Source organism: Sporosarcina sp. SG10008 (assembly GCF_044569405.1).
In the GTDB taxonomy this organism is placed as follows: domain Bacteria; phylum Bacillota; class Bacilli; order Bacillales_A; family Planococcaceae; genus Sporosarcina; species Sporosarcina psychrophila.
On sequence record NZ_CP172607.1, the window covers coordinates 1,164,258 to 1,187,552 of the forward strand.

Here is a 23,295-nt window from a genome sequence, read left to right on the forward strand (position 1 = left end):
TTTTGAAGACTTCTACCTTTTCTGACTTATTTATTTGGGAGTGGATAATGTAATGAAGGTTGCAAATAGGTCCACTATGCATTATTTTATTTTGTGGTTATTGACCGTTCCAACTGGATTGATTTATGTTTTTTTGAATTATCCTCCAGTGCAAGTAAACTGGATGTACGTGGCGGTTTTTATAGTATTCGGATTTCTCACTACCTATTTCCCGATATTATGGAACGGTATACCGATATTCCTAGTACTTTGGGTGACTGTGCCCGCTTTTTTAATGTATGGACTGTTTATTGAAATGATAGTCATGCAAATTTCAATCCTTGCAATCCTTTTGTCATTACCGAGTAAGTTACCATTGATACAACGTTTTTTTATTAACTCGATGCTTTTTACTTTTTTATCGATTATTGCCGCGATCTTTTTTGATATAGTGGGTGGGGAAATCGGCTCAATCGAATTTTGGCCAGTTATCGTTGCGGTGTTCTGCTATCAATTCATTCATACAGCATTTAACAACATAGTGCTGAGATTATATGTAATGTACAAAAAAGTTAACTCGCCTTTCTTTTCGAAAGATCTATTGGTCGACTATGCGATGATCCTGGTTGTTCTACCCTTATCACTCACGTTCTATTATTTATTGCAACTAGTTGGGGGAGGTTCCTTTTTTTTAATGGGAATTCCTTTTTTCTTTATCTCATTAATTGTCCGTCTTTATAATAATTCGGAAAAAATTAATAGTGATTTGCGGCAAGCGGGGGATATTGGTAACGGCCTTTCGGAATTATTAACGGAAAAGGCTGTAATTGACCAATTCGTCATGGAAGTGTCGGACATGTTTGATGCAGAGTATACGTATCTTTTTGACCATCAGGATGGTTGGCTAGAGCTCCTCCGTTCCTATGAACATGATAAATTCATTGATATCGATTTTGCCCTTTTATCTGCGGGACAAGGAATTGCGGGATCAGTTCTTGAACAAAACAAGCCAATCATCTATTCGGAAAGGAAAGAGTGGGAATCGATTTCAAAAGATTATTCGCCTAATGGAATGCAAAGTATACTTTGTGTCCCAATTTCACGGAACCAGAAAATCGAGGCAGTTTTGTTTTTGGCCTCAGAAAAGAAGGCATTCTTTGATGGCTATCAATTGAAAATCTTAGACTTACTATGTTCCTATTTCACTGTTTCGGTGGAAAAAGCACGCTATATGCAAGAAGCAGTTACAAAAAATGAGCGTTGTGCGTTAACTGGACTTTATAACTATAGGTATCTGGAGGAACGGTTAACGTATGAGATGGACAGGCTTAAAAACAACGCAATAAAAAATCTTTCAGTCGTTATGCTTGATATTGACCATTTTAAACAAGTGAATGATACGTATGGGCATCAAAGTGGGAACGATATTTTAGGTATGCTTGCAAAGAAACTTGAAGCTGCACTTCCTATTGGTGGGACAGTTGGCCGCTATGGAGGAGAGGAATTCGTTTACATTTTGCCTGGTATTGCAAAAAAGGAAGCTGTGGAATTCGCTGAAAGTCTACGCGCTGAAATTGGTGAACATGATTTTACGATCGTTCCAGATCTAGTTGAGGATAAGCATCCGCTTGTCGTCCGAATTACATCCAGTATCGGTGTTTCATCGGCTCCAATTGATACGGATGAAGTGCTGACGCTTTTGCGCAATGCGGATCGTGCACTTTATTTAGGAGCCAAACAGGCAGGGCGAAATAGGGTTGCTGAATATGTGAAATGAATTAATGAAAGGTAGTGCCAGGGGAAATGGAGATATCTAAAAGGTTTCAGATTAGTACTTTAATAGCGTGGATTGTTATCGTTCCTCCTGGCATCTTTCTTGCATTCACTTTATTTCCTGCAATAAAAATAGAATGGTTAAATTTGAGCATTTTGTTTGCACTGCTATTCGTAACGATGACAATGCCTTTACAACTGAAAAATATAACAGTTTCCTTTGAACGCTGGATTACCTTCACCATTTTTTTTCAATACGGAGTATTCGCGGAGTTGGTTTTTACACAGATTGCAATGCTTATCCTAGTATTTAGCCAAAAGTCAGATTTACCCCATATGCATCGTTTTTTTGTTAATTCCCTAATTTTTACACTCATCTCACTAGCGAGCGGAACTCTATTTCATTATGCAGGTGGAGAAGTTGGTTCGACGGATTTCTTGAACATCTGCTTATTTGGCCTTATTTATGCGATTAGTTATTCGCTGATTAATAGCGTTTTGATGCAAGTCTATTTATATTTCGAACTTGGCATTTATTCTTTTAAAGAAAAATTTGTAGTATGGGATTTTGCTTCTACAATGTTGTTGTTTCCGTTCAGCATATCCCTGTATTTTCTAAATAAACAATTTGGTAATAATGCAATACTTTTGATTGGCATCCCATTCCTTCTCGTATTATTAATCGCAAGGTTGTATCATCGGTCTGATAATTTAAATGACAAACTGTCTTCTGCGGGTATTATCGGGCGTGAACTTGCTGAGCGACTGGGCTTTGAAGATGTGATTCGGACATTCATCGGAAAGCTAAAAGATGTGGTTCCTTATGACAATGCTTATGTTCTAGATCTTCGAAATGGGGAGCATTTAATCACGTTGATGGCTTCTGAAAATGGGATGATTACAAAAGATATGACTGGACTTTCATTTCATCTAGAAAAAACTGTAGACGATGGATTGGATATGGACAATCCGAAAATCTTTGCGACCCAAAAAGAAGCAATGGCGCTAAATAACTTCAAATTCAACCAACCAGTGGAAAGTGTCATGACCGCTCCAATCAAGCGAAATCAGAAAACAGAAGGATTTCTAATCCTAACTTCCAAGCGGAAAAATGTATTTCGAGCGATGGAAATGAAAATCGTTGACGTTTTGACCGGATACTTTGCAATTTCATTAGTAAAGGCGCGCTATTATGAAAAGACTGTTGAGCAAAGTGTACGATGTGGTTTGACTAGCTTGCATAACTACCGCTACCTCGATACAAAGCTTGACGAAGAAATCCAACGATTCCATATTGGGACTATCAATTCACTTGCGGTTTTAATGCTAGATATCGATCATTTCAAATCGATTAATGATACACATGGACACCAGAGTGGAAATGATCTTCTTAAGGCACTTGCTAGACTGCTTGAATCATTTGTTCCGATTGACGCAACACTTTCACGATACGGAGGGGAAGAATTCGTCATCGTCTTGCCGAATTATGGGGAAAATGAAACGGGTGAACTCGCAGAAAAAATTCGTGAAGAAGTGGAATCATCTATATTTCGTATCATTCCAGATCTTTCTAAAGACCGCGAGCCTGTCGATGTCTGTATGACTGTTAGCATTGGCGTTGCTAATGTAACTAAAGACGCAAAAGATGCAAAAGAGCTTTTGCGTAATGCCGACCGAGCATTGTATATAGGTGGCAAGCAAGCAGGAAGAAATAAAGTAGGGGTTTATGGAAGGGAATACGTTGAAACATTATGATGCTAAATCGTAGATTGTCCTAATTTTATAAAATTAATTTATAAAAAAAGACCGGGAAACCGGTCTTTTTTATATATCTTTATTCCCGTTTGACAATCTTTACAGTGACAAACTGTGGAAAGTCTATGATAATAGTAATAGGTAAATCAATAAGTAAACATAATAACTATCCACAATTATATTGTTCTAATTAAAAAGAAACTATCAATTATTAAACGAGTAAGAGGAGACCACATATGGAATACATCATTCTACTAGTAGCTGCGATTCTAGCCCTTCCTATAGTAATCTATTTAGTTCGTCGGAAAAGAATAAGTAATCGGGTTTTATTGGGAACGATGGCTGGATTATTTATAGCTGTTATTGGTCTACTGATGCAAGGCGCATTTGATCCGCTCTATGTCCTAGTAGCGATGTTCGGACTTGCATTCGCTGTTTCAGTTTTGTTGGACAAGCGATCTGAACCGGAGGCAGTAACCGTTTCTGAGCGCCCCGTAGTAAAAGATATCCCTCGTGAAATTATCAACACTAACCGTATCAATGCGAATGAAGAAATAGCTGCGTCAGTTAACAAGGAAGTTGGTTTTGCGATGGAACCGATTGAGGATGATTTGAATCAATGGATGAGCGCAAATCGAGAAGAAATTGAAAGTGGGCAGAGTGAATTCAACGATAGAGAGGAGCGTTCTGATGGGAAGTAAAGGATTCTTAAATACGTTTATCATAGTCTTGACGTCGACGCTCGTTTTTTACGGGTTTTCTTCTGTTGGTGCCCTTGCATTTACTAATGTGTCATCAAAGGACTTTGGGGATCAAACCTTTGTCGGTCCTTTCGATATCTCAAGACAAAAAGAACAAGCGGTGAAAGAAAAACTCGCAGCAGATTTCATAACACTTCAAACAGATTTTGCAGTCGATTTAACTTATCAGGATATCACAGTTGCTTTGCCTGCCGAAGTAGTTACTTTCGACGTTGAAAAAACGGTTGAACAATCGAATTCTGGTAAAGAAAATCCCATTGTCGCAACAGTTTCAGTCGATGGACTTCGAACGATTCTGACACAACAGTTTTCTTCAATCCTGTTTAGTGAAGATAGTCTTCAATCGATTGCAACTGGTATCGAACGGGAGTTAGGAACAGGTATTATGCCACTGACTATTCATATTACGGATTACTCTGATTTCACGGAAATAGAAATCGCAACATCATCGATTGCAGTAACAGAGCCCTCGACTTCGTTGACGAATTTAATCAATGCTTTAAATGGTACGGAAATCACATCTTTTGCAACGTTTTCTTTATTTGATTTCATTAAAAATAATGAGATTGGTGTCGTGTCTGATGAGGAACTAACAGTTCTTGCATCTGTTCTCTATGCGACAATTTTGCAGACGAATTTTGTTATCGATGAACGCAATATAGGAAGTATGCTAGCACCATTAGCCGAACCAGGGTTCGAAGCAGCGGTCAATGAGCAGCTTGGACTAAATTTCGTCTTCACCAATCCAAATAAGACGGCTTTCCAATTGCATGTTCAATCTGCCAATGGAACAATTGTTTCATCAATTACCGGTATGCCTTTACTCTATTCCTACTCACCGTTTGTCGGGCAACTAGAATCATTCGAGCCAAAAACAGTGCAGCAATTTAGCGCATTTGTACCAAATGGACAAGTAAGTGTAGCTGATGAAGGCAGAAAAGGAATGGAAGTGGAAGTCCACCGAACGATTTCATACGAAGGCTCGGTAGTAGTGGATGAAATGATTTCATCTGACTTTTATGCTCCGATGCCTAAAATCGAACTCCATCCATTGAAAAAAGATTCGCAACAAATTCCCGGAAATAGCAATGATGGAACAGTCAATTCTCAGGACAATCAAAACTCTGCCGATTCCCAAAATGGTTTGGAGTCTAACGTTGATAAAGACCCTTCACAATTACAAGGCGAAGATGAGATAGAAGTTCAATATGATAAAGGTGGAAATATAATTGAGTAAACGTGAGAACGGAGTGGGGGAATAGCATGTCGACTACACGTAAAAGACTAGGTGACCTGCTCGTTGAGTCTGGTCTCATTACAAATGAACAATTGCAAGCAGCATTGAGCGAAAAACCGCGCGATCAGAAACTTGGCGACTCGCTCCTTCAATACGGTTTTATCACCGAGCAGCAACTGATTGAAGTATTGGAATTCCAACTGGGCATTCCACACGTCAATCTGTTTAGATACCCTTTTGATCCGAAGCTGTTTAATGTTGTACCGAAAGAATTTGCTAAACGCAATTTGCTTGTCCCGTTGAAAGCTGAGGGGGACAGGCTTTTTGTCGCAATGTCTGACCCGATGGATTATATTACAGTCGACAATTTGCGGTTGTCTACTGGGTTCCATATTGAAACTGCGATTGCATCAAAAGATGATATAATGCGGACTATTTCAAAGTATTACGATGAGGAGTCATTTGATGAGCTTTTCATCGAACAAACAACTGAACAGATAGAACAACAAGATGAGTTGACGGATTTGGATTCCCCGATTGTCCGGCTTGTCAATCAACTCATGTCTTCGGCTATCACTCAAAAGGCTAGTGATATTCATTTCGATCCCCAAGAGCATCAAGTCGCTATACGCTTCCGGATTGACGGTTTGTTGAAATCGGAGCGATTTTTACCGAAGCATATGCAGGCGATGATTAGTGCACGTATTAAAATTATGGCAAATCTAGATATTACAGAACACCGGATACCACAAGATGGACGCATCAAGACAAATGTCGATTTTCGACCGATTGACCTTCGTGTCTCCACGTTACCGACAGTTTACGGTGAGAAAATTGTCATGCGTATTCTAGATCTCAGCAGTTCTTTGAACGACCTGACGAAACTTGGTTTCAATAAGTTGAATCTGGACCGGTTCCTTGAACAAATCGAAAAACCTAATGGAATTGTCCTTATTTCAGGGCCTACGGGATCGGGTAAATCGTCAACGCTTTATGCAGCGCTTAATAAATTGAATAAAGAAGAAGTGAATATAATTACAGTAGAAGACCCGGTTGAGTATCAGCTAGAAGGGGTAAACCAAATACAAGTGAACCCGAATGTCGGATTGACATTCGCGGCAGGTCTAAGGTCTATATTGAGACAAGATCCAGATATCGTTATGGTCGGGGAAATACGTGACCGTGAAACAGTTGAAATTGCCATTAGGGCATCATTAACTGGTCATTTAGTTCTTAGTACAATCCATACGAATGATTCGATTGCTACGATTACAAGGATGTTAGATATGGGTGTCGAACCGTTTCTCGTAACTTCATCGCTAAATGCTGTTATCGCCCAACGGCTCATCCGCCGTGTTTGTCGAGATTGTGGACGAGAAATGGCTGCATCTAGTCGCGAAGTGGAGATTTTTGCGAAGCGGGGTATTCCGATTGAAAAAGTGATAAGAGGTTCCGGCTGTGCGGTATGCAATATGACTGGGTATCGCGGACGGATTGCCATTCACGAAGTGCTCGTTTTGAACGACGAAATGCGAGACGTTATTAATAGAGGCGGAACGACCGCAGATTTGAGAGAAATTGCAATTCGCAATAAGACAATGTTTTTGATGGATGATGGTTTATTGAAAGTAAAACAAGGGATTACGACGACAGAAGAAGTATTGCGCGTCGCATTGATTGAATAGGGGTTTTGTACATGAACAGGAAGATTGATGAGCTGCTAAAGACGGCGTTTAAGTTAAATGCTTCAGACATTCATTTAACGGTAGGCGTGCCTCCGATATTCAGGGTTCACGGGGATTTAAAACGCTATGGCGATGTGTTGGTTGATAAAGAATTTACTGAATCAGTCGCACAATTGACGATTCCAGGCAAGATGTACCCAGACTTTGTTGAGCATGGCCAAATCGATTATTCCTATGAAGTCCCGGGAGCGGCTCGTTTTCGTGTCAACGCATTTCAGCAACGCGGTTCTATATCACTTGCTTTTCGGACGATACCAACGATAATACCGACAATCGATGACTTGCAATTGCCAGAAACGTTAAAAGTGTTGGCGGAGACGCAGCAAGGACTCATCCTTGTGACAGGGCCGACGGGATCGGGTAAATCGACGACACTTGCAGCGATGATCAAATATATGAATGAAACAATGCACAAACACATCATTACGTTGGAAGATCCGATTGAGTATATGCATGCGCATGGTACATCGATTATTGATCAGCGGGAAATAGGATTTGACACTGCTTCATTTACATCGGGGTTACGTGCTGCGTTGCGGCAGGATCCGGATGTCATCCTTGTTGGGGAAATGCGAGATTTGGAAACAATATCGACAGCGATCACTGCGGCCGAAACGGGTCACCTTGTTCTGGCTACGCTCCATACATGGAGTGCTGCATCGACTATTGACCGGATTATTGACGTATTCCCGCATGGTCAGCAGTCGCAAATTCGTGTCCAGCTTGCTGGCGTTTTGACATCTGTTATTTCACAGCGGTTACTCCAGACAGCTGACCGCAAAGGACGACGTGCTGCGACGGAAGTAATGATTAATAATCCTGCTATTGCTAACTTGATACGGACAGAGAAAGTCCATCAGATTCCAACTATCATTCAAACAAACCGTGCGGCAGGTATGCATATGATGGCCTCTTCTGTCCGCACCTTCCTCGATCAAGGGATTATTTCGTATGAAACAGCCACGCCGTATTTAGAAGGTGATGAGTAACGATGGCTCGTTTCAAGTATGAAGGACGCGATGCAAAAGCAATCCGGACAGGTGTCATCGTAGCAGTGGACAAGCGGGAAGCTGCGATAAAACTAAAAAGTCAAGGAATACGTGTGACGAACTTAACTGTCCAAGCAGAAACTGCGCTGACAAAAGAAATCGTCATCGGAAAACCGGTGAAACGAGAACATTTAATTATGTTCCTCCGTCAATTTTCAACGCTTCTCAGGGCGGGTGTTACAATCATTGATGCAATTCGCATTCTGGCCTTGCAAGTGGAATCGAAACCGTTTCAAAAGATACTTATAACGGTCAACGATGATTTACGTGGAGGCGGTTCATTGTCGGGGGCATTCACAAAACACCCGAAAGCGTTCGAACCAATCGTCGTCAATATGATTCGGGCAGGCGAAATGTCCGGTACGATTGATGATTCACTTGATCGTCTTGCTGATCATTTTGAAAAATCACATCAGCTGAAGCAAAAGGTTGTATCTGCGATGTCCTATCCATTAGTCGTCGCAGTTTTGGCAATCGGAGTTGTTATCTTTTTGTTGACGACAATCGTTCCTATGTTTGTCGAAATGTTTGCAAGTTTCGGAGGAGAGTTACCTTGGATTACGCGCTTTGTTATGAACGCGAGTACTTTTGTGACCACTTACTGGTACTTGCTGGTTTTATTCGCGGTGATTGTCGTCGGTGGGGTTTGGATGATGAAGCGTAATAAAGAAGGTAAGCTTTTGTTAGATACGTTTCTTTTAAGGCTACCGATATTTGGTGACATTATGAAAAAATCTGTTTTGGCGACAATGACGCGGACGTTAAGTTCGTTGTTTGCGAGTTCTGTCCCAATTCTACAAGCGATGTCCATGACAGAAAAGATAGTAGAAAACGAAGTCATTTCACGGGTGATTGCGAAGTCAAGAGAATCGTTAGAACGGGGCGGGTCGTTGACGGAGCCAATGAACGGGCACTGGGCGTTTCCACCGTTAATTCCTCATATGATTGCGATAGGTGAGCAAACAGGGTCTTTAGACGCGATGTTGGCGAAAGTTGCCGATTTCTACGAGAAAGAAGTGGAAGCTGCAACAGATCGGTTGAAAGCCTTGATAGAGCCTTTGATGATTGTGCTGTTAGCAGGGTTAGTCGGGACTATTGTCTTAGCTATTATGATGCCGATGTTCGAAATGTTTAATAACATAGACGGAATGTAAGGGGTAATTTCAATAATTAGTAAAAATGACGCACTAATTATTGATATAGTAGTTTCATATTTTGTAGAATTAGGTATAATTAAGAAGTAAGTAGAATAAGAAGATGAAAAAGGGAGGAAACAGACATGAAGAAACTTTTACAAAAACGATTGAACAATGAAAAAGGATTAACGCTAGTCGAGCTATTGGCTGTTATTGTTATTTTGGGGATTATTGCGGCGATTGCGATTCCTTCGATTGGTAATATTATTCAGAATACACGTGAGAAAGCAGTTGTTGCGGATGCGCAAAATGCTTTAGCGGCAGCTAACTTATATTTCACTGAAAACAATGGTGAAACATCAGTATTAATAAAAGGAACTGGTACAGATGTAAAAAGCCTTGAAGCGTCCGGTTTCATTAAAGATGCTGGATCCCTCATAGATGGTACCGTTAATATAGCGGCAGATGGAAAAGTTACGATTACAACTACTGGTAAAGCAGGGAAAAATACAGTGACAATAACGGCGAAAACAAACAAGGAATTAAGTGAAAGTGGGAAAGCGGCGTATTCTATAGCACCCACATCATAATAAAATTTTGATTTTATTTTTATTGTATTAATAAGATTAGGAGCTGTTCCAATGCCCATGTCCATATTCACTCGCCGCAAGCGCACGGAATCCATGACAATTGAAGAAGATGCAGTCCGGTTTGTTCGGCTGAAATCGGTTGAACCGCTTGTTATCGATGTTGCGGAGGAAGTTTCCCTTCCTCCGAACGTCGTTGTTGAGGGGAAGATTGTCGATTCCGAAACGCTTGCGACGATATTGGACGGGGCGATTGAACAGTGGGGAATCTCCAAAAGATCCGTCCAATTCCTCGCCCCGGATCAATATGTTATTATCCGCAAAGTCCCATACCCCGACGATGTCATGATGGATGAATTGAAGGGCCATTTCTTCATTGAGATTGGTTCAACACTCTATCTCCCATTCGATGACCCTGTCTTTGATGTCGTCCCATACCTACCCAATACCGAAACGAACGAAGCGATTATCATTGCCTCGAAAGAAAGTGTACTAAACCGTTACGAAGAGGTTCTGAAAGAAGCGAAATTAAATCCGATAACGGCTGATATTACACCACTTGCCTTATATCGTCTTGCATATAGACAGCACTCATTTACTGGTAAAGAGCATGTTCTTTTAGCAGATCTAAAAGATGGTAAACTGACGGTATCCATTTTCCATGAGCATTTCCCACTCTTTATGCGGCCAGTTGATTTGGAAAACTCGACTGATTTATCCGTTGTGACAGATGTGACTGCTAAAGTGGGCAATGTCACGCCATCGACCGTTGTTATGGAGTTAGAAAAACTCATTAATTTTTACCGCTATAATATGTGGAATGGTTCCGCTTCCATCACGCATCTTCTCGTGAATGGGGAGTACTCTCAAATGGATGCACTCCTTTCCGGAATCAGAGAACGGCTGAACGTCAAAGCAGATGTATTGGTTAAGGAGCCTTTACAACTTGCGACCGGGGAAAAGCTGCCAGCGCGCTTCAACCGAACAATCGGGTTGGCATTGAAAGAGGTGTAGACATGTTAGTTGATATTAATCTATTACCTGAAAAAGAGAAGGAGCGGTCGACGCTCCTCATCGCTGCACTGGCTATTCTAGGTGCAGCTGTTCTTTTATGGTTGGCTTTATTCGTGCTTTCTAATAGTCTAGCAAAAGAGACGGAAACGCTTGAGCAGCAGCTGATAGTTCTACAAGAAAGTCAGGAAGAAATCCGTTCTGAGCTCCAGCAAACTGATTCAGGTGACGAGAAAAAGTTGCTCGCATCCACTGTAGATTGGGCGGAGGACTATCAGTTTGATACAGTTCCTCTTTTACATGAACTTATAAATTTATTGCCAGAACGTGGATTTTTCCAAACGTTTGATTTTACAGGTTCCAATTTGGCGACGGTTATAGTCCAATTCGACACAAAACCAGACAGTGCATATTATTACACGCGATTAAAATCATCACAGGTCATATCAGAGATTCATCTTGATTCTGTGAAAGTTGAAAATGTATCGACTGAAGAAACTAATCGCGCAACTGATGTTCTGCCGCGTTATATGGCTACCTATTCAATTTTATTTACTGATCAACGGGTTGCGGTCGAGGGGACAGCTGGAGTTGACGAGGCACAAAGTTCGGATGAGGGAGATGATACGGGTGACTAATTTGACGAAACGCCAAAAAGAAATAGTCCTAGTCATCCTCTCCGTTTTGTTATTCATTTCACTTGCAGCCTATTCTTATTTCAAAGTGTATGTACCTGTTAAAGATACGAATGAGCAGATGAAGTTCACGACTTCCAATGAGCGGGACGTGTTGTTTGCTCTTCGCAAGCAGTCCGCGGCTAAGGGGCAGACTGATACGACCAGTTCGCAGCCATTGCAGCGTAAAGTACCGTCAATGCCATTAGAAGATGCCGTACTTCTCCAAATCGGCAAAGCGGAAATCAAATCTGGCACTCTAGTACAAGACATAACATTTGCGCAAGGCGAATTTATCATAGAAAATCCTGTTGAAAATGTTGAGAATATTAACCAGTTGTTGACTGAAGTGGTTCTTCAATCCGATTCGTACACGGGGATTGAAAAATTCATCGATGAAATTGAGAAAATGGAACGTGTTTTTATCGTTGATTCCATCAGTATCAATGTACCTGGTGAAATTCGTGACCAGCAATTAGACGAGGGACTGATAGAGATGACGGTGGCGTTTTCCGCTTTTTATCGTCCTGATTTAGTAGGTTTACAGCACGAGGTTCCGAAAATAGATGCACCTCCGCCTAGTGAGAAAATCGATCCGACACCTTTCAATGATGGCGTGGAAGCAGGGGATACCAAATGACGATTGTAATCACAAGCCTATTTTTCATCTATGGAATCGTTTTTGGCTCTTTCTTCAACGTTGTGGGTCTAAGAGTTCCTAAAAAGGAATCAATTGTGTCACCGCCTTCCCATTGCACGACATGTGACCGAAAACTGGGGGTTCTTGACCTCGTTCCGGTCTTTTCCTATATCTTCCTAAAGGGGAAGTGCAGAAGATGCGGTTCAAAAATCAGCCCTATTTATCCGTTCATGGAATTTGTGACAGGTGTGTTGTTCGCTTTATCATTTTATATGCTCGGTTTCAGTTCAGAACTGGTCGTCGCAATTTTATTCATGTCGCTTCTTGTCGTCATTACAGTGTCGGACATCGCGTATATGCTTATCCCTAATAAGGTATTGCTGCCGTTCGCTATAGTGCTTATCGGACTGCGGTTAATCATTCCCCTTGAACCTTGGTGGGATAGCTTCCTTGGGGCTATAGTGGGCTTTGGAGTACTCTATCTCATCGCTATTGTGTCGAAAGGTGGCATGGGTGGCGGGGATATCAAATTGTTTTTCGTTATCGGTCTTGTGCTGGGGACGACGAATACACTTGTGACACTGTTTTTAGCGGCGTTCATCGGGTCTATTGTTGGGCTTATCGTGTTAAAACGGACAGGGCAAGGACGAAAAACACCAATCCCATTCGGTCCCTCGATTGCAGTGGCTGCTGTCATCTCTTATTTCTGGGGAGCTGATTTTGTCGCTTGGTATGGCAATCTATTCTATTAAGTCGATAAATTTATTGGAACAAGGCGACATACGTCTTGTTCTTTTTCATGTCCACTCTGATACCGTTAACTATAAAAGTACCTTGGTTAGGGCAGACTTATGCCCCAAGCAACTAGGCGCTAGATAAACTTAAAACGGGGTGGTCAGCAATGAAATTCGGAAAACGTTATTCGAAAGGGACAGTTTTCATGGCGATGCTTCACGGTGTCCTCATAGGTGTCGCAGCTGTTGCAGTGATTGGTCTACTACTTGCTGGGACCAAAGGGAAAGACGATGTAAAGACCAGTGGCAAAGAATTAGCCGCATCGGGTCCAGCACCTGTTGAAAATTCAGCAAAGCCTGATGAAGAGCCGTTACAATTATTTGCAAAACAGCATGGGGCATTCTCGTCCTCGGAATCTGCAACTCTATTTATTGCAGAAGATCCAACTCTATCGAAAGCGGCCGTTATAAAGGCGGCCGATAAATACTTAGTTTGGACCGCTGTTGGATTGACGGAAAATGAGATTGATTCTAGTGAGTCTGAAGGTACTTATCGGAAAACATTCAGGGCAGATACCTCATCCTGCGGGGCAATCGGTGCAGGGAAATTGCGTGAGGTCCTCATGCAAACAGAAATAGCCAAAATTAATAATTTGGACGAAACTACAAAGGAGGGGAAAGATGATGATAAGACAAAAGGTTTTTACAAGAATATTACCACCATTACAACATTTACGAAGGATTTACGTGTCGTTAGATTGCTTCTTCTTTCCCAGTATTCACATACAGAAAACTGCGTTAAAATCACTTTTTGAGGCTTGAAAAGGGGACGGATTTGAGTTGTGAGGATTTTGAGACAATTTTCACAAATCCTTTTATCCAGTATGATTGGCTAAAGGGGGAATTACTAATGAAATTTACAGTTGTTAAACCAGTTATTCTAGCTTCAGCATCTCCGCGCAGGAAAGAAATTCTAAGTTTGCTTGGCTTCCCGTTTACAGTCGTGCCAAGCAATGTGGCTGAGGATTTAGCTGTAGAAAATGACGACTTTGAAGGCTATGCACGGCAACTTGCCGCGATGAAAACGCAGGCAGTAGCGAATGATAAGCCCAATTGTATTGTAATCGGAGCGGATACGATTGTTGTGCATGAAGGCAAATTATATTCGAAACCTGAAAGTAAAGAACAAGCGCAAGTATTTTTAAAAGAGCTTTCAGGGAAAACGCATTCAGTTATAACAGGCGTTGGAGTATTTATGGATGATAAAATATGTACATTTTCCGTCCAGACAAAAGTTACTTTTCGTGAACTTGATGATATGTTGATTAACGCATATGTGAAATCCGGAGATCCAATGGACAAGGCTGGCGGATACGGTATTCAGACGGCTGGCGCATTATTGGTGGATAAAATTGATGGTGATTACTACAATGTTATGGGATTGCCAATTGCGAAGTTAACTGAGTATATGCGGAAGTTGGGCTTTATGGAATTGAATGGTGGTGTATCATTCATTGACAATTGATCTTCAGCCCAAAATGATGATTCGCGATGTACATATTGCGGACAGGCCACGTGAACGACTCATCAGACAAGGTGCGGAAAGTTTGTCCAATCAAGAGCTGATTGCGATATTGTTACGCACAGGTACAAAACAGGAATCTGTTCTTGTTCTTGCTAACCGAATCTTATCCTCATTCGATAAAATCCAAGACTTGAAAGACGCTACGATTGAAGAACTGATGCTGGTAAAAGGAGTCGGTAAGGCGAAGGCTGTCCAAATTCTTGCTGCCGCAGAGATTGGCAAGCGGATGTATCGTAAGCATTCAGAGGGACGATACACGATAAGATCCCCGGAAGATGCAGCTGCCTATTTAATGACGGATATGGCCTCACTCAATCAAGAGCATTTCGTAGTGCTCTTTTTGAATGTTAAAAATGAGGTCCTTCATAAACAGACTATTTTTATCGGTAGCCTCAACTCCAGCATAGTTCATCCGCGTGAAATTTTTCGCGAAGCAGTAAAGCGGTCTGCCGCGTCAATTGTAGTTGCGCATAATCATCCGAGTGGAAACCCCTCACCATCTCCAGAAGATATCGAAGTAACGAAAAGATTAATTGAAGCGGGTTCGATTATGGGCATCGAAGTTCTCGACCACGTTATCATTGGAGATCACCAGTTTTTAAGCCTGAAAGAGAAGGGATATATGTAAATTTATTCTGAAATAATGCTTCGAATGGCACGAAAAATGAATAAGGGTACATGTGACGCTGTGAATTTGCTCTTCTATCCGTTATACTATGGTGTATGATTTCATGAATGCCGTAATTAACGGTTTAGCAGAAAGGAAGAACACAATTGTTTGGATTTGGATCTAGAGATGTCGGGATTGACCTCGGCACAGCAAATACATTAGTTTTCATTAAAGGAAAAGGCATTGTCCTCAGAGAGCCTTCAGTAGTAGCGAAAAATACACATACTGGTGAAATTGTAGCAGTCGGTAGCGCTGCGAGAAATATGATTGGTCGTACACCTGGATCTATCGTGGCAACACGCCCGATGAAAGACGGCGTCATTGCTGATTTTGAAATTACGACAGCAATGATTGAGCATTACATGAAAGAGGCAACGAAAACGTCGGGCGGAGCATGGAAAAAGCCAAACGTCCTAATTTGTGTACCTTACGGAATTACTTCCGTTGAACAGCGTGCGGTTATCGATGCTTCACGTCAAGCCGGTGCAAAAGAAGCGTTCACAATTGAAGAACCGTTTGCGGCTGCAATCGGCGCAAATCTACCTGTTTGGGAACCTACTGGTAGTATGGTCGTCGATATAGGTGGCGGTACAACAGAAGTTGCGGTCATTTCACTTGGCGGCATCGTAACAAGCGAGTCAATCCGTGTCGGTGGCGACACAATGGATGGCGCGATTATTAGCTATATCCGCAAAATGTATAATTTGACTATCGGTGAACGGACTGCAGAAGCTATTAAAATTGAAATTGGTTCTGCAAAAGTAATCGGCGATACACAGAAGATGGAAATTCGTGGACGTGATCTTTTGACTGGTCTGCCGAAAACAATCGAAATTTCTTCTGATGAAATCGCAGAAGCATTGCGTGAGTCAATTGCACAAATCATTGATGGTGTGAAGAAGACGCTTGAAACAACACCTCCGGAATTATCTTCGGATGTTATGGAACGCGGAATTGTGCTAACAGGTGGTGGTGCATTGCTCCAGAATCTTGATAAAGTCATTTCTGATGAAACACAAATGCCTGTTTTCATAGCTGAAGATCCACTTGATTGTGTTGCAATCGGTACAGGTAAAGCACTTGATAATTTTGAATTGATCAAAAAAATGCAAGGTAGATAAGTAAGGGAGGACATGGGCAATGCCGCGATTTTTTTCAAATAAACGTTTGATATTACTGCTCGTGGGCGTCATTATCCTTGTGGCATTAATTTCATTCTCCCTCAAAGACCGGCAGAATGCCTCCCTTCCAGAACAAGTTGTGAAAGATGTCGTCGGCTTCGGGCAGTCACTATTCTCGAAGCCGGCGCTTTACATAACAAACGTTATTGGGAATATTGATGGGATTTTGAATACATATGAAGAAAACAAACATTTAAAAGTAAGATTAAGCGAATACGCCTCTGGACAAGCCGAGCTGGCGGATGTGAAAGCAGAAAATGAACGCCTGCTCGAAATTGTCGGCAAAAAAGATGAATTGCGTGTTTATGATCCGGTCCAGGCGACGGTCATTTCGCGGAACCCTGACCAGTGGGAAGAGAAAATCATCATAGACAAGGGCGAAAATCAAGGTATCGAAAAGAATATGGCGGTCATTACAGCGGATGGCCTAGTTGGAAAAGTTGTACTTGTTACAAAGTTTACTTCCACAGTTGAGCTATTGTCGACGGAGAATCGTAATTTCCGTGTTGCTGCAGTTGTTGCAGGTGAAAAGACTTACGGACTTATCGAGGGGTACGACATTAAACGCAGTGAGCTTATTATGAAACGTATTGACTCTAGTTTCGAAGTCAAAGTCGGTCAGAAAGTCATAACATCCGGTCTTGGTGGTATTTTTCCGAAAGGGCTTTTAATTGGAGAAGTAACAGAAGTATCGACAGATGATTATGGACTGACGAAGTTGGCATATATCCGGCCGGCAGCGGACTTTTCGTTGTTGGACCATGTTATCATTGCTAAGCGCTCATCCATTGTTCAGGGGACAGACGGGGACAGCTCTGCGGATACTGAGGGGGAGGATGGATCATGATCCGATCCGTCATCCCTCTTATTGCCGTATTGTTGTTTTTCCTAGAGCCTGTATTCAGTCTGTTTTCACCGGTGAACATTGGTAGTGATAGCTATACGCTTGTTCCGCGGTTTGTTATCGTGTACCTTATTTTTATAGCTGTCTATTACAGTAGAAAACATGCAATCATTTACGGAATTGTGCTTGGACTCTTGTATGATATGTACCATATTGATATTATTGGATTATATGCATTTCTCTATCCTTTGATCTGCTTTATTGCAACACTAATTATTCGCCAAATCCACCGCCATATTGTTACGGTGATGTTCTTGGCCTTACTTCTGATTATCGTGCTCGAAGTACTATCATACTTTTTTGCTAGTCTCGTTTCATTGACATCTATTGGATTGGATGAATTCATTACAGGGAGACTTATTCCAACGATAATTGCCAACTCAATATTCGTTGGTATGTTCGGTTGGTTTTTCAAAACACTTATTTATAAAAGAGTAGTAGAGCGACAGGGCGAAACTTTGTAAAAGAAAATGCGGGGTGACGCAAATGACGAAACAGCAATATGTAACAATAAAAGGGACAAAAGACGGTCTTGTTCTTCGGCTTGACGACAAATGCGCTTATTCGGACATGATTGCCGAGCTCCGCAGAAAAGTGGAGGAAGACGGCTTGGAAGGACTTGCGGAAGTGCAGGTTCATACGGGTAGTCGCTACTGCAATGAAGAAGAATTGCGAGAGATAATGAACGCGATTCATGATTCTCCAAATTTACGTGTATCAAAAATCCAAAGTGATGTTATCACGATGGAAGAATGCAATAGAAAAGTACTTGAAAATCAATCTGAAACCTACATCGGCATCGTGCGATCGGGTCAAGTTGTGCAGGCAGAAGGGGATCTCGTTGTCATTGGTGACGTGAATCCCAATGGCCGCGTCGTCGCTGCGGGCAGCATTTATGTACTTGGTAGACTGAAGGGGATCGCTCATGCAGGATCGAGCGGCAATACGAAGGCTGTGATCGCGGCTTCTTGGCTTGAAGCAACACATCTTATAATCGCGGACAAAATGGAAACGATGACGGATGAGTTAACGATTTTGTCGGAACAACCAGAAATGGAATGTGCTTATTTGCATCCGAACGGCTTCATTGCCATCGACCGTCTGCAGGAACTCCGGATTCTTCGGCCTGGTCTGTCATCATTCAAAGGAGGAAGCTAGTTTGGGAGAAGCAATCGTAATAACATCTGGTAAAGGTGGTGTCGGCAAGACGACGACATCCGCAAATCTTGGAACTGCACTGGCTCTCCAAGGTAAAAAAGTGTGTCTGATTGACACTGATATCGGCCTCCGCAATCTTGACGTCATTCTCGGCCTTGAAAACCGTATCATCTATGATTTAGTGGATGTTATTGAAGGACGCTGCAAAGTTCAACAGGCACTCGTGAAGGATAAACGTTTCGAGGACGGTCTCTTTTTATTGCCGGCTGCTCAGACTACTGATAAAAACGCAATCAATCCTGAACAGATGAAAAACTTGGTTACTGAACTGAAACGGGATTATGATTATATATTGATTGACTGTCCGGCTGGAATCGAACAAGGTTTCAAAAATGCCATTGCTGGTGCAGACCGCGCCATTGTCGTTACTACTCCTGAAATTTCGGCCGTTCGTGACGCCGATCGAATCATTGGTTTGCTTGAACAGGAAGACATAGAACCCCCGAAACTGATCATCAACCGCATCAGACGGCATCTCATGAATAGCGGAGATGCACTTGATGTAAACGATATTACGACACACTTGTCTATCGACTTGCTTGGCATCATCCTAGACGATGAGAACGTCATCACCTCCTCAAACAAAGGGGAGCCCGTCGTCATGGATCCAGCGAATCCTGCAGCAATTGGCTATCGTAACATTGCGCGCCGTATCCTCGGCGAATCAGTTCCGCTTATGTCTCTTACCACGGGAAAACCTGGATTCTTCGGTAAACTTAAATCGATATTTGTGAAGTAACCCTAAAACCCCTTGCACATATTTATTGTGTTGGGGGTTTTTTGTGAATTTTAGGTGGTGAGAATGGAAGAGTTGAAATTACAATTCGAAAGTTCCAATTAAACGTGGATTGTAGCAATTAGGTTTCAAGAGTTGAAGTTAAGCATTGAGAGTTGCAATTAGCGATAGTAAATGAATTGGGTTCCGCGATTGAAGTTAGAAATCGATACTTTTTCAATGAGAAATTCAAAATAGGAGGAGATTTTGATTGATAATTAAAAAACGAGGTATTCCAGGGGCTTTTGCAGGGCTAGCATCGCTTGTTTCACGTATATCGGAATCCGATGAAATGTTTAAAAGAATTAAGTCTGATTATAAAAATAGTCGAGCGGGATTTGCGGGTGAATTGAAAGTTGATAATTATTTGAAAGAGCTTGAACTAAAGATGCCCTATTACGTTTTGCAGAATCTGAATATCAAGGTTGGAAAAAAGGAAGTTCAAATTGATACATTACTTATCCATCCTAATTTCATTTTGGTAATAGAAATAAAAAATATGCGGGGGGAATTTTATTTTGATCCCGTTAATAAACATTTTTATAGGCTGAACGACGAAGGGAAAAAGGAAGGAATGAGGAACCCGGAAGCGCAGCTAAGTCGGTCGACAACTATTATCAATTCATTTCTTCGTAATATAGGGATCGAGATGTCCGCCAATGGACTTATCGTATTCGTTAGCCGTGCGGGGATCGTTATGCAAGCATCGGAAAACTGGAAAACGATTCCGATTGATTCACTGGTGGAATATATCGAATTTTTAGAGAGTCGTACTAAACGTGTGATTGCGAATGAAATATGCAAGCGTTTGGCATTTGAGCTTTTGACCGAAGATAGACTAGAAAAACCATTTAGTATCGTTGACTATTATAATATTTCGGTTGATAAAGTGAAGAAAGGGGTCAGATGTCCAAAGTGTGATTACATTCCAATGCTAAGAAAGCATTCGCGATGGTGTTGTGGGAAATGCGGAAAGGAATCACGTGATGCTCATCTCAATACCCTACAGGAATATCGTTTATTATTTGGACCGGAAATTACGAGTAGAAGTGCGATTGAATTCATGCAGCATGACTCCATTTACTTTGCGATACGTGTTCTTAATAATAATGCTGAAATAAAAAAAGCGAAGACAAGGTATAGATTATTTCAAATTAGAGATGAAAAACATCTATTATCGGAATTTATTCGGGAAGAGTTGAAAAAATAGTTGTTGAAATAGGAGGTTTGCAATTAGGTTTGACTAGTTGCAATTAGAATTCGAAAGTTGCAATTGAAATCCCGAAGTTGCAGTTAAAACTCGCTAGTTGCAATTAGAACCAAAAAGTTGCAACCAAAGAGAGATAACGGGTATTTGCTGCCCAACTTTTCTCGAAGAAATAGAACTATACGAACCCCACTTTCGATAAATTCCGTTCAACCGCCCATAATATTCCCCCCACCTACGTCATATACTAAAAAAAACGGGTGGTGTGACCGGTTGAAATGGAGAACGAAGTGGATGATGGCAATTGTGTTGACGCTCGGGGTGATTGGTGTGGCGAAGTTGGAGGATGCGGGTGTGATACGGGAACCTGTTACGCAGTATGTCACGTCTGGCAAGGACTTTATAGCGATGAAAAAATGGGTGGCAACAATAATTAAAGATCCGGCTGCTGACCAAATCGCGGTCATGGCAGATCCCCATCAGGAAGACCCTTTTTCCGCGTATGAATCAATGCAGCCATATAAAGAGGGTGTGATTGTATCCTATACACAACCGTTAACGATTGATGCGCAAGAGAACGGGCTTGTCATTTTTACAGGTTTCACCCGCGAATCGGGGAAAACCGTTACGGTGTTATATGATAGTGGGGATGAAGTGACGTATGGTTACGTTGGAAAAGTTGTCAAACTGCCGTATACAGCTGTGAAAAAAGGGGACACGCTGGCGCTAATGGATGAGGGGGCGATTTATCTGAAGGTAAAGCGTGATGGTGTGAAAATGGATGCGTCACTTTTGCCGACATATCTTTCGGGCGGGGAACAATGAAATTTAAGCTTCATCCTGTTCTTTTGCCTTTTTTTCTATTTTTAATCATGACCGGCAGCATTTCGATCTATGCCATTATCTTTATTTCGCTTCTGATTCATGAAGCTGGGCACCTCCTTGCTGCCTATCTTACTGGAATGCGCATACGATCTTGTACAATCATGCCTTACGGTGGCGAAATCGTTATTTGGAATAAACATATGGCACCAAGAAGAGATCGTCTCCTCGTCGCGCTCAGCGGTCCTTTAGCAACGTTGCTCCTATTATTAATGGCGATTTGGATTCCGTTTCCGGGTGACGACCAAGTTATCCGGATTCAAGTTGCATTGCTAGTGCTTAACTTACTTCCCATTCTACCGCTTGATGGTGGACAGGCAATATGTGCGCTGCTCGAAACAGAAGGTTCCGTTTATCGCACACGCTCGCTCGTTTTGTTGCATTCAATTCTACTTCTTTGCGCTAGTATTATCCTATTATCAATTGATATACCTAAGACATTGCCCTACATTCTCCTGGCAACGTTCCTCTTGCTTCAAAACATTTCCGCTTTTCGTTTCCGAAAATATGAAAAAGCATTTGCAGAAATAAAATTAAATAGGTTGACGTAATTAAATATACGTGGTAATATTCAAATGTTATTGTTTGTAGCACCCGTGCTACAACCGCGCTGATAAGGTACAAGTATCCGTATGGATCACCTTGGAAGGCGAGTCTGTAATTATAGAGGAGGTGCAAGTATGTACGCAATTATTGAAACTGGTGGAAAACAGATCAAAGTTGAAAAAGGCCAGGAAATCTACATTGAAAAAGTAGCTGGTGAAACTGACGAAGTTGTCACTTTCAACAGAGTTCTATTCGTAGGTGGAGAAGACGTGAAAGTAGGCGTTCCATTCGTGGAAGGCGCTACAGTTACAGGAACTGTTGTTAAACAGGGCCGTGCTAAAAAAATCACTGTTTTCAAATACAAGCCGAAAAAGAACTATCACAAAAAACAAGGTCATCGTCAGCCATACACTAAAATCGTCATTGACGGTATTAACCTGTAAGCCGGCATGATCAAGATCATCATCAAGAAACAATCATCCGGTCGTATCAACTCTTTTGAGATGACAGGCCACGCTAATTTTGCAGAATACGGAAAAGACCTTGTCTGTGCAGCTGCATCTGCAGTATCATTTGGTGCTGTCAATGCAATTATTGCACTTACAGGCAAAACCCCTGAGATTCAACAAGGATCTGACGGTGGCTATTTGAAAGTCAGTTTTCCTGAAACTGAAGAAAACGATCACGATACACAGTTGATTGTAAAGGCGATGATTGTTTCATTGCAGACGATTGAAAATGACTATGGGCAACATATAAAAATTATTCTTAAATAGTAGGAGGTGGCATACATGCTACGTTTAGATCTCCAGTTTTTCGCATCGAAAAAAGGGGTAGGTTCTACTCGGAACGGTCGTGACTCTCACTCGAAACGTCTTGGCGCAAAACGCGCGGACGGACAGTTTGTTACTGGCGGCTCAATCCTTTATCGTCAGCGCGGAACGAAAATTCATCCAGGTGAAAACGTCGGTCTCGGTGGTGACGATACTCTTTTCGCAAAAGTTGACGGCGTCGTTCGTTTCGAACGTTTTGGTCGTGACAAAAAGAAAGTTAGCGTATACCCTGAAGTTCAGGAAGCTTAATATACGTACGACAGAAAGGACTGCATACGAATATGCAGTCCTTTTTCTTTTTTTCCGAGAGAAGAAAATGTGTTTTTTCTACTTAGATTGTTGTCTGGGCGCCAGCTGCTCGCATCGCTTCAGTGGAAAGGGATTAGAACTGCATCCCTCTTACTTGATGAAAA

Annotated in this window: 26 protein-coding genes and 1 other annotated feature; all 26 genes read left to right on the forward strand. The window is 41.7% G+C overall.

Translation table 11 applies throughout. The features are described from left to right. Positions 1 to 52: 52 nt before the first annotated feature. The 26 genes from ACGLYD_RS05635 (at position 53) to rpmA (ending at position 23,131) form a co-directional block, all read left to right on the forward strand. Entirely contained in the window at positions 53 to 1,756 is a 1,704-nt protein-coding gene (locus ACGLYD_RS05635; protein ID WP_399631818.1) for a sensor domain-containing diguanylate cyclase, read from the forward strand. A gap of 143 nt (positions 1,757 to 1,899) precedes the next feature. Further along, the gene (locus ACGLYD_RS05640; protein WP_338652777.1) at positions 1,900 to 3,507 is read left to right on the forward strand and encodes a GGDEF domain-containing protein; all 1,608 of its coding nucleotides are present in this window, start codon (positions 1,900 to 1,902) and stop codon (positions 3,505 to 3,507) included. Between the two features lie 236 nt (positions 3,508 to 3,743). After that, positions 3,744 to 4,208: a hypothetical protein gene (locus tag ACGLYD_RS05645; protein ID WP_067208100.1), complete on the forward strand. Its 465-nt coding sequence runs from the start codon at positions 3,744 to 3,746 to the stop codon at positions 4,206 to 4,208. Continuing rightward, a complete protein-coding gene (locus ACGLYD_RS05650) occupies positions 4,198 to 5,505 on the forward strand; it encodes a hypothetical protein (protein ID WP_354314563.1) in 1,308 nt (435 codons plus the stop codon). The genes ACGLYD_RS05645 and ACGLYD_RS05650 overlap by 11 nt, the downstream gene beginning before the upstream one ends. Before the next feature lie 26 nt (positions 5,506 to 5,531). Continuing rightward, positions 5,532 to 7,190 carry a GspE/PulE family protein gene (locus ACGLYD_RS05655; protein ID WP_399631822.1) on the forward strand — a complete coding sequence of 553 codons (1,659 nt, stop codon included), beginning with the start codon at positions 5,532 to 5,534 and terminating at the stop codon, positions 7,188 to 7,190. A gap of 11 nt (positions 7,191 to 7,201) precedes the next feature. Then, positions 7,202 to 8,239 carry a type IV pilus twitching motility protein PilT gene (locus ACGLYD_RS05660; protein WP_399631825.1) on the forward strand — a complete coding sequence of 346 codons (1,038 nt, stop codon included), beginning with the start codon at positions 7,202 to 7,204 and terminating at the stop codon, positions 8,237 to 8,239. A 2-nt stretch (positions 8,240 to 8,241) separates the two neighbouring features. Continuing rightward, positions 8,242 to 9,453, forward strand: a complete 1,212-nt coding sequence (locus ACGLYD_RS05665) for a type II secretion system F family protein (RefSeq protein WP_399631828.1) — start codon at positions 8,242 to 8,244, stop codon at positions 9,451 to 9,453. A gap of 125 nt (positions 9,454 to 9,578) precedes the next feature. Beyond that, the gene (locus ACGLYD_RS05670) at positions 9,579 to 10,025 is read left to right on the forward strand and encodes a prepilin-type N-terminal cleavage/methylation domain-containing protein (RefSeq protein WP_399631830.1); all 447 of its coding nucleotides are present in this window, start codon (positions 9,579 to 9,581) and stop codon (positions 10,023 to 10,025) included. Between the two features lie 51 nt (positions 10,026 to 10,076). Beyond that, complete coding sequence (gene pilM / locus ACGLYD_RS05675) at positions 10,077 to 11,036, forward strand: type IV pilus biogenesis protein PilM (protein ID WP_399631833.1); 960 nt, start codon at positions 10,077 to 10,079, stop codon at positions 11,034 to 11,036. Between the two features lie 2 nt (positions 11,037 to 11,038). Next, a complete protein-coding gene (locus ACGLYD_RS05680) occupies positions 11,039 to 11,671 on the forward strand; it encodes a fimbrial assembly protein (RefSeq protein ID WP_399631835.1) in 633 nt (210 codons plus the stop codon). Next, a complete protein-coding gene (locus ACGLYD_RS05685; protein WP_399631838.1) occupies positions 11,664 to 12,347 on the forward strand; it encodes a pilus assembly protein PilO in 684 nt (227 codons plus the stop codon). The genes ACGLYD_RS05680 and ACGLYD_RS05685 overlap by 8 nt, the downstream gene beginning before the upstream one ends. Continuing rightward, the gene (locus tag ACGLYD_RS05690) at positions 12,344 to 13,099 is read left to right on the forward strand and encodes a prepilin peptidase (RefSeq protein ID WP_399631840.1); all 756 of its coding nucleotides are present in this window, start codon (positions 12,344 to 12,346) and stop codon (positions 13,097 to 13,099) included. Before ACGLYD_RS05685 ends, ACGLYD_RS05690 begins: the two co-directional genes overlap by 4 nt. A gap of 149 nt (positions 13,100 to 13,248) precedes the next feature. Next, the gene (locus ACGLYD_RS05695) at positions 13,249 to 13,896 is read left to right on the forward strand and encodes a hypothetical protein (RefSeq protein ID WP_067208126.1); all 648 of its coding nucleotides are present in this window, start codon (positions 13,249 to 13,251) and stop codon (positions 13,894 to 13,896) included. A 95-nt stretch (positions 13,897 to 13,991) separates the two neighbouring features. Next, positions 13,992 to 14,606 carry a Maf family protein gene (locus tag ACGLYD_RS05700; RefSeq protein WP_399631843.1) on the forward strand — a complete coding sequence of 205 codons (615 nt, stop codon included), beginning with the start codon at positions 13,992 to 13,994 and terminating at the stop codon, positions 14,604 to 14,606. A 16-nt stretch (positions 14,607 to 14,622) separates the two neighbouring features. Further along, positions 14,623 to 15,294 (forward strand): DNA repair protein RadC, encoded by a 672-nt coding sequence (radC, locus tag ACGLYD_RS05705; RefSeq protein WP_082786810.1) that lies wholly within the window; start codon positions 14,623 to 14,625, stop codon positions 15,292 to 15,294. A 146-nt stretch (positions 15,295 to 15,440) separates the two neighbouring features. Further along, positions 15,441 to 16,457, forward strand: a complete 1,017-nt coding sequence (locus tag ACGLYD_RS05710; protein WP_067208132.1) for a rod shape-determining protein — start codon at positions 15,441 to 15,443, stop codon at positions 16,455 to 16,457. A gap of 19 nt (positions 16,458 to 16,476) precedes the next feature. Beyond that, entirely contained in the window at positions 16,477 to 17,364 is an 888-nt protein-coding gene (mreC, locus tag ACGLYD_RS05715) for a rod shape-determining protein MreC (RefSeq protein WP_067208135.1), read from the forward strand. Then, on the forward strand, positions 17,361 to 17,885 hold the full coding sequence (gene mreD, locus ACGLYD_RS05720) for a rod shape-determining protein MreD (RefSeq protein WP_067208137.1): 525 nt from the start codon (positions 17,361 to 17,363) through the stop codon (positions 17,883 to 17,885). The genes mreC and mreD overlap by 4 nt, the downstream gene beginning before the upstream one ends. A gap of 22 nt (positions 17,886 to 17,907) precedes the next feature. Continuing rightward, positions 17,908 to 18,579, forward strand: coding sequence for a septum site-determining protein MinC (minC, locus tag ACGLYD_RS05725; protein ID WP_067208140.1), 672 nt, complete (start codon positions 17,908 to 17,910; stop codon positions 18,577 to 18,579). A 1-nt stretch (position 18,580) separates the two neighbouring features. After that, on the forward strand, positions 18,581 to 19,378 hold the full coding sequence (gene minD, locus ACGLYD_RS05730) for a septum site-determining protein MinD (protein WP_067208143.1): 798 nt from the start codon (positions 18,581 to 18,583) through the stop codon (positions 19,376 to 19,378). A 247-nt stretch (positions 19,379 to 19,625) separates the two neighbouring features. Continuing rightward, positions 19,626 to 20,624, forward strand: a complete 999-nt coding sequence (locus ACGLYD_RS05735; RefSeq protein ID WP_354314546.1) for an NERD domain-containing protein — start codon at positions 19,626 to 19,628, stop codon at positions 20,622 to 20,624. 270 nt (positions 20,625 to 20,894) lie between these two features. After that, a complete protein-coding gene (locus tag ACGLYD_RS05740; protein ID WP_156475998.1) occupies positions 20,895 to 21,446 on the forward strand; it encodes a hypothetical protein in 552 nt (183 codons plus the stop codon). Next, positions 21,443 to 22,054, forward strand: a complete 612-nt coding sequence (locus ACGLYD_RS05745; RefSeq protein WP_067208151.1) for a M50 family metallopeptidase — start codon at positions 21,443 to 21,445, stop codon at positions 22,052 to 22,054. Before ACGLYD_RS05740 ends, ACGLYD_RS05745 begins: the two co-directional genes overlap by 4 nt. A gap of 42 nt (positions 22,055 to 22,096) precedes the next feature. Beyond that, positions 22,097 to 22,170 (forward strand) — a sequence feature (ribosomal protein L21 leader region). A gap of 13 nt (positions 22,171 to 22,183) precedes the next feature. Continuing rightward, a complete protein-coding gene (gene rplU / locus ACGLYD_RS05750) occupies positions 22,184 to 22,492 on the forward strand; it encodes a 50S ribosomal protein L21 (RefSeq protein ID WP_399631851.1) in 309 nt (102 codons plus the stop codon). 6 nt (positions 22,493 to 22,498) lie between these two features. After that, entirely contained in the window at positions 22,499 to 22,825 is a 327-nt protein-coding gene (locus tag ACGLYD_RS05755; RefSeq protein ID WP_067208156.1) for a ribosomal-processing cysteine protease Prp, read from the forward strand. A gap of 15 nt (positions 22,826 to 22,840) precedes the next feature. Continuing rightward, positions 22,841 to 23,131, forward strand: a complete 291-nt coding sequence (rpmA, locus tag ACGLYD_RS05760; RefSeq protein WP_067208159.1) for a 50S ribosomal protein L27 — start codon at positions 22,841 to 22,843, stop codon at positions 23,129 to 23,131. The last annotated feature ends 164 nt before the right edge of the window (positions 23,132 to 23,295 follow it).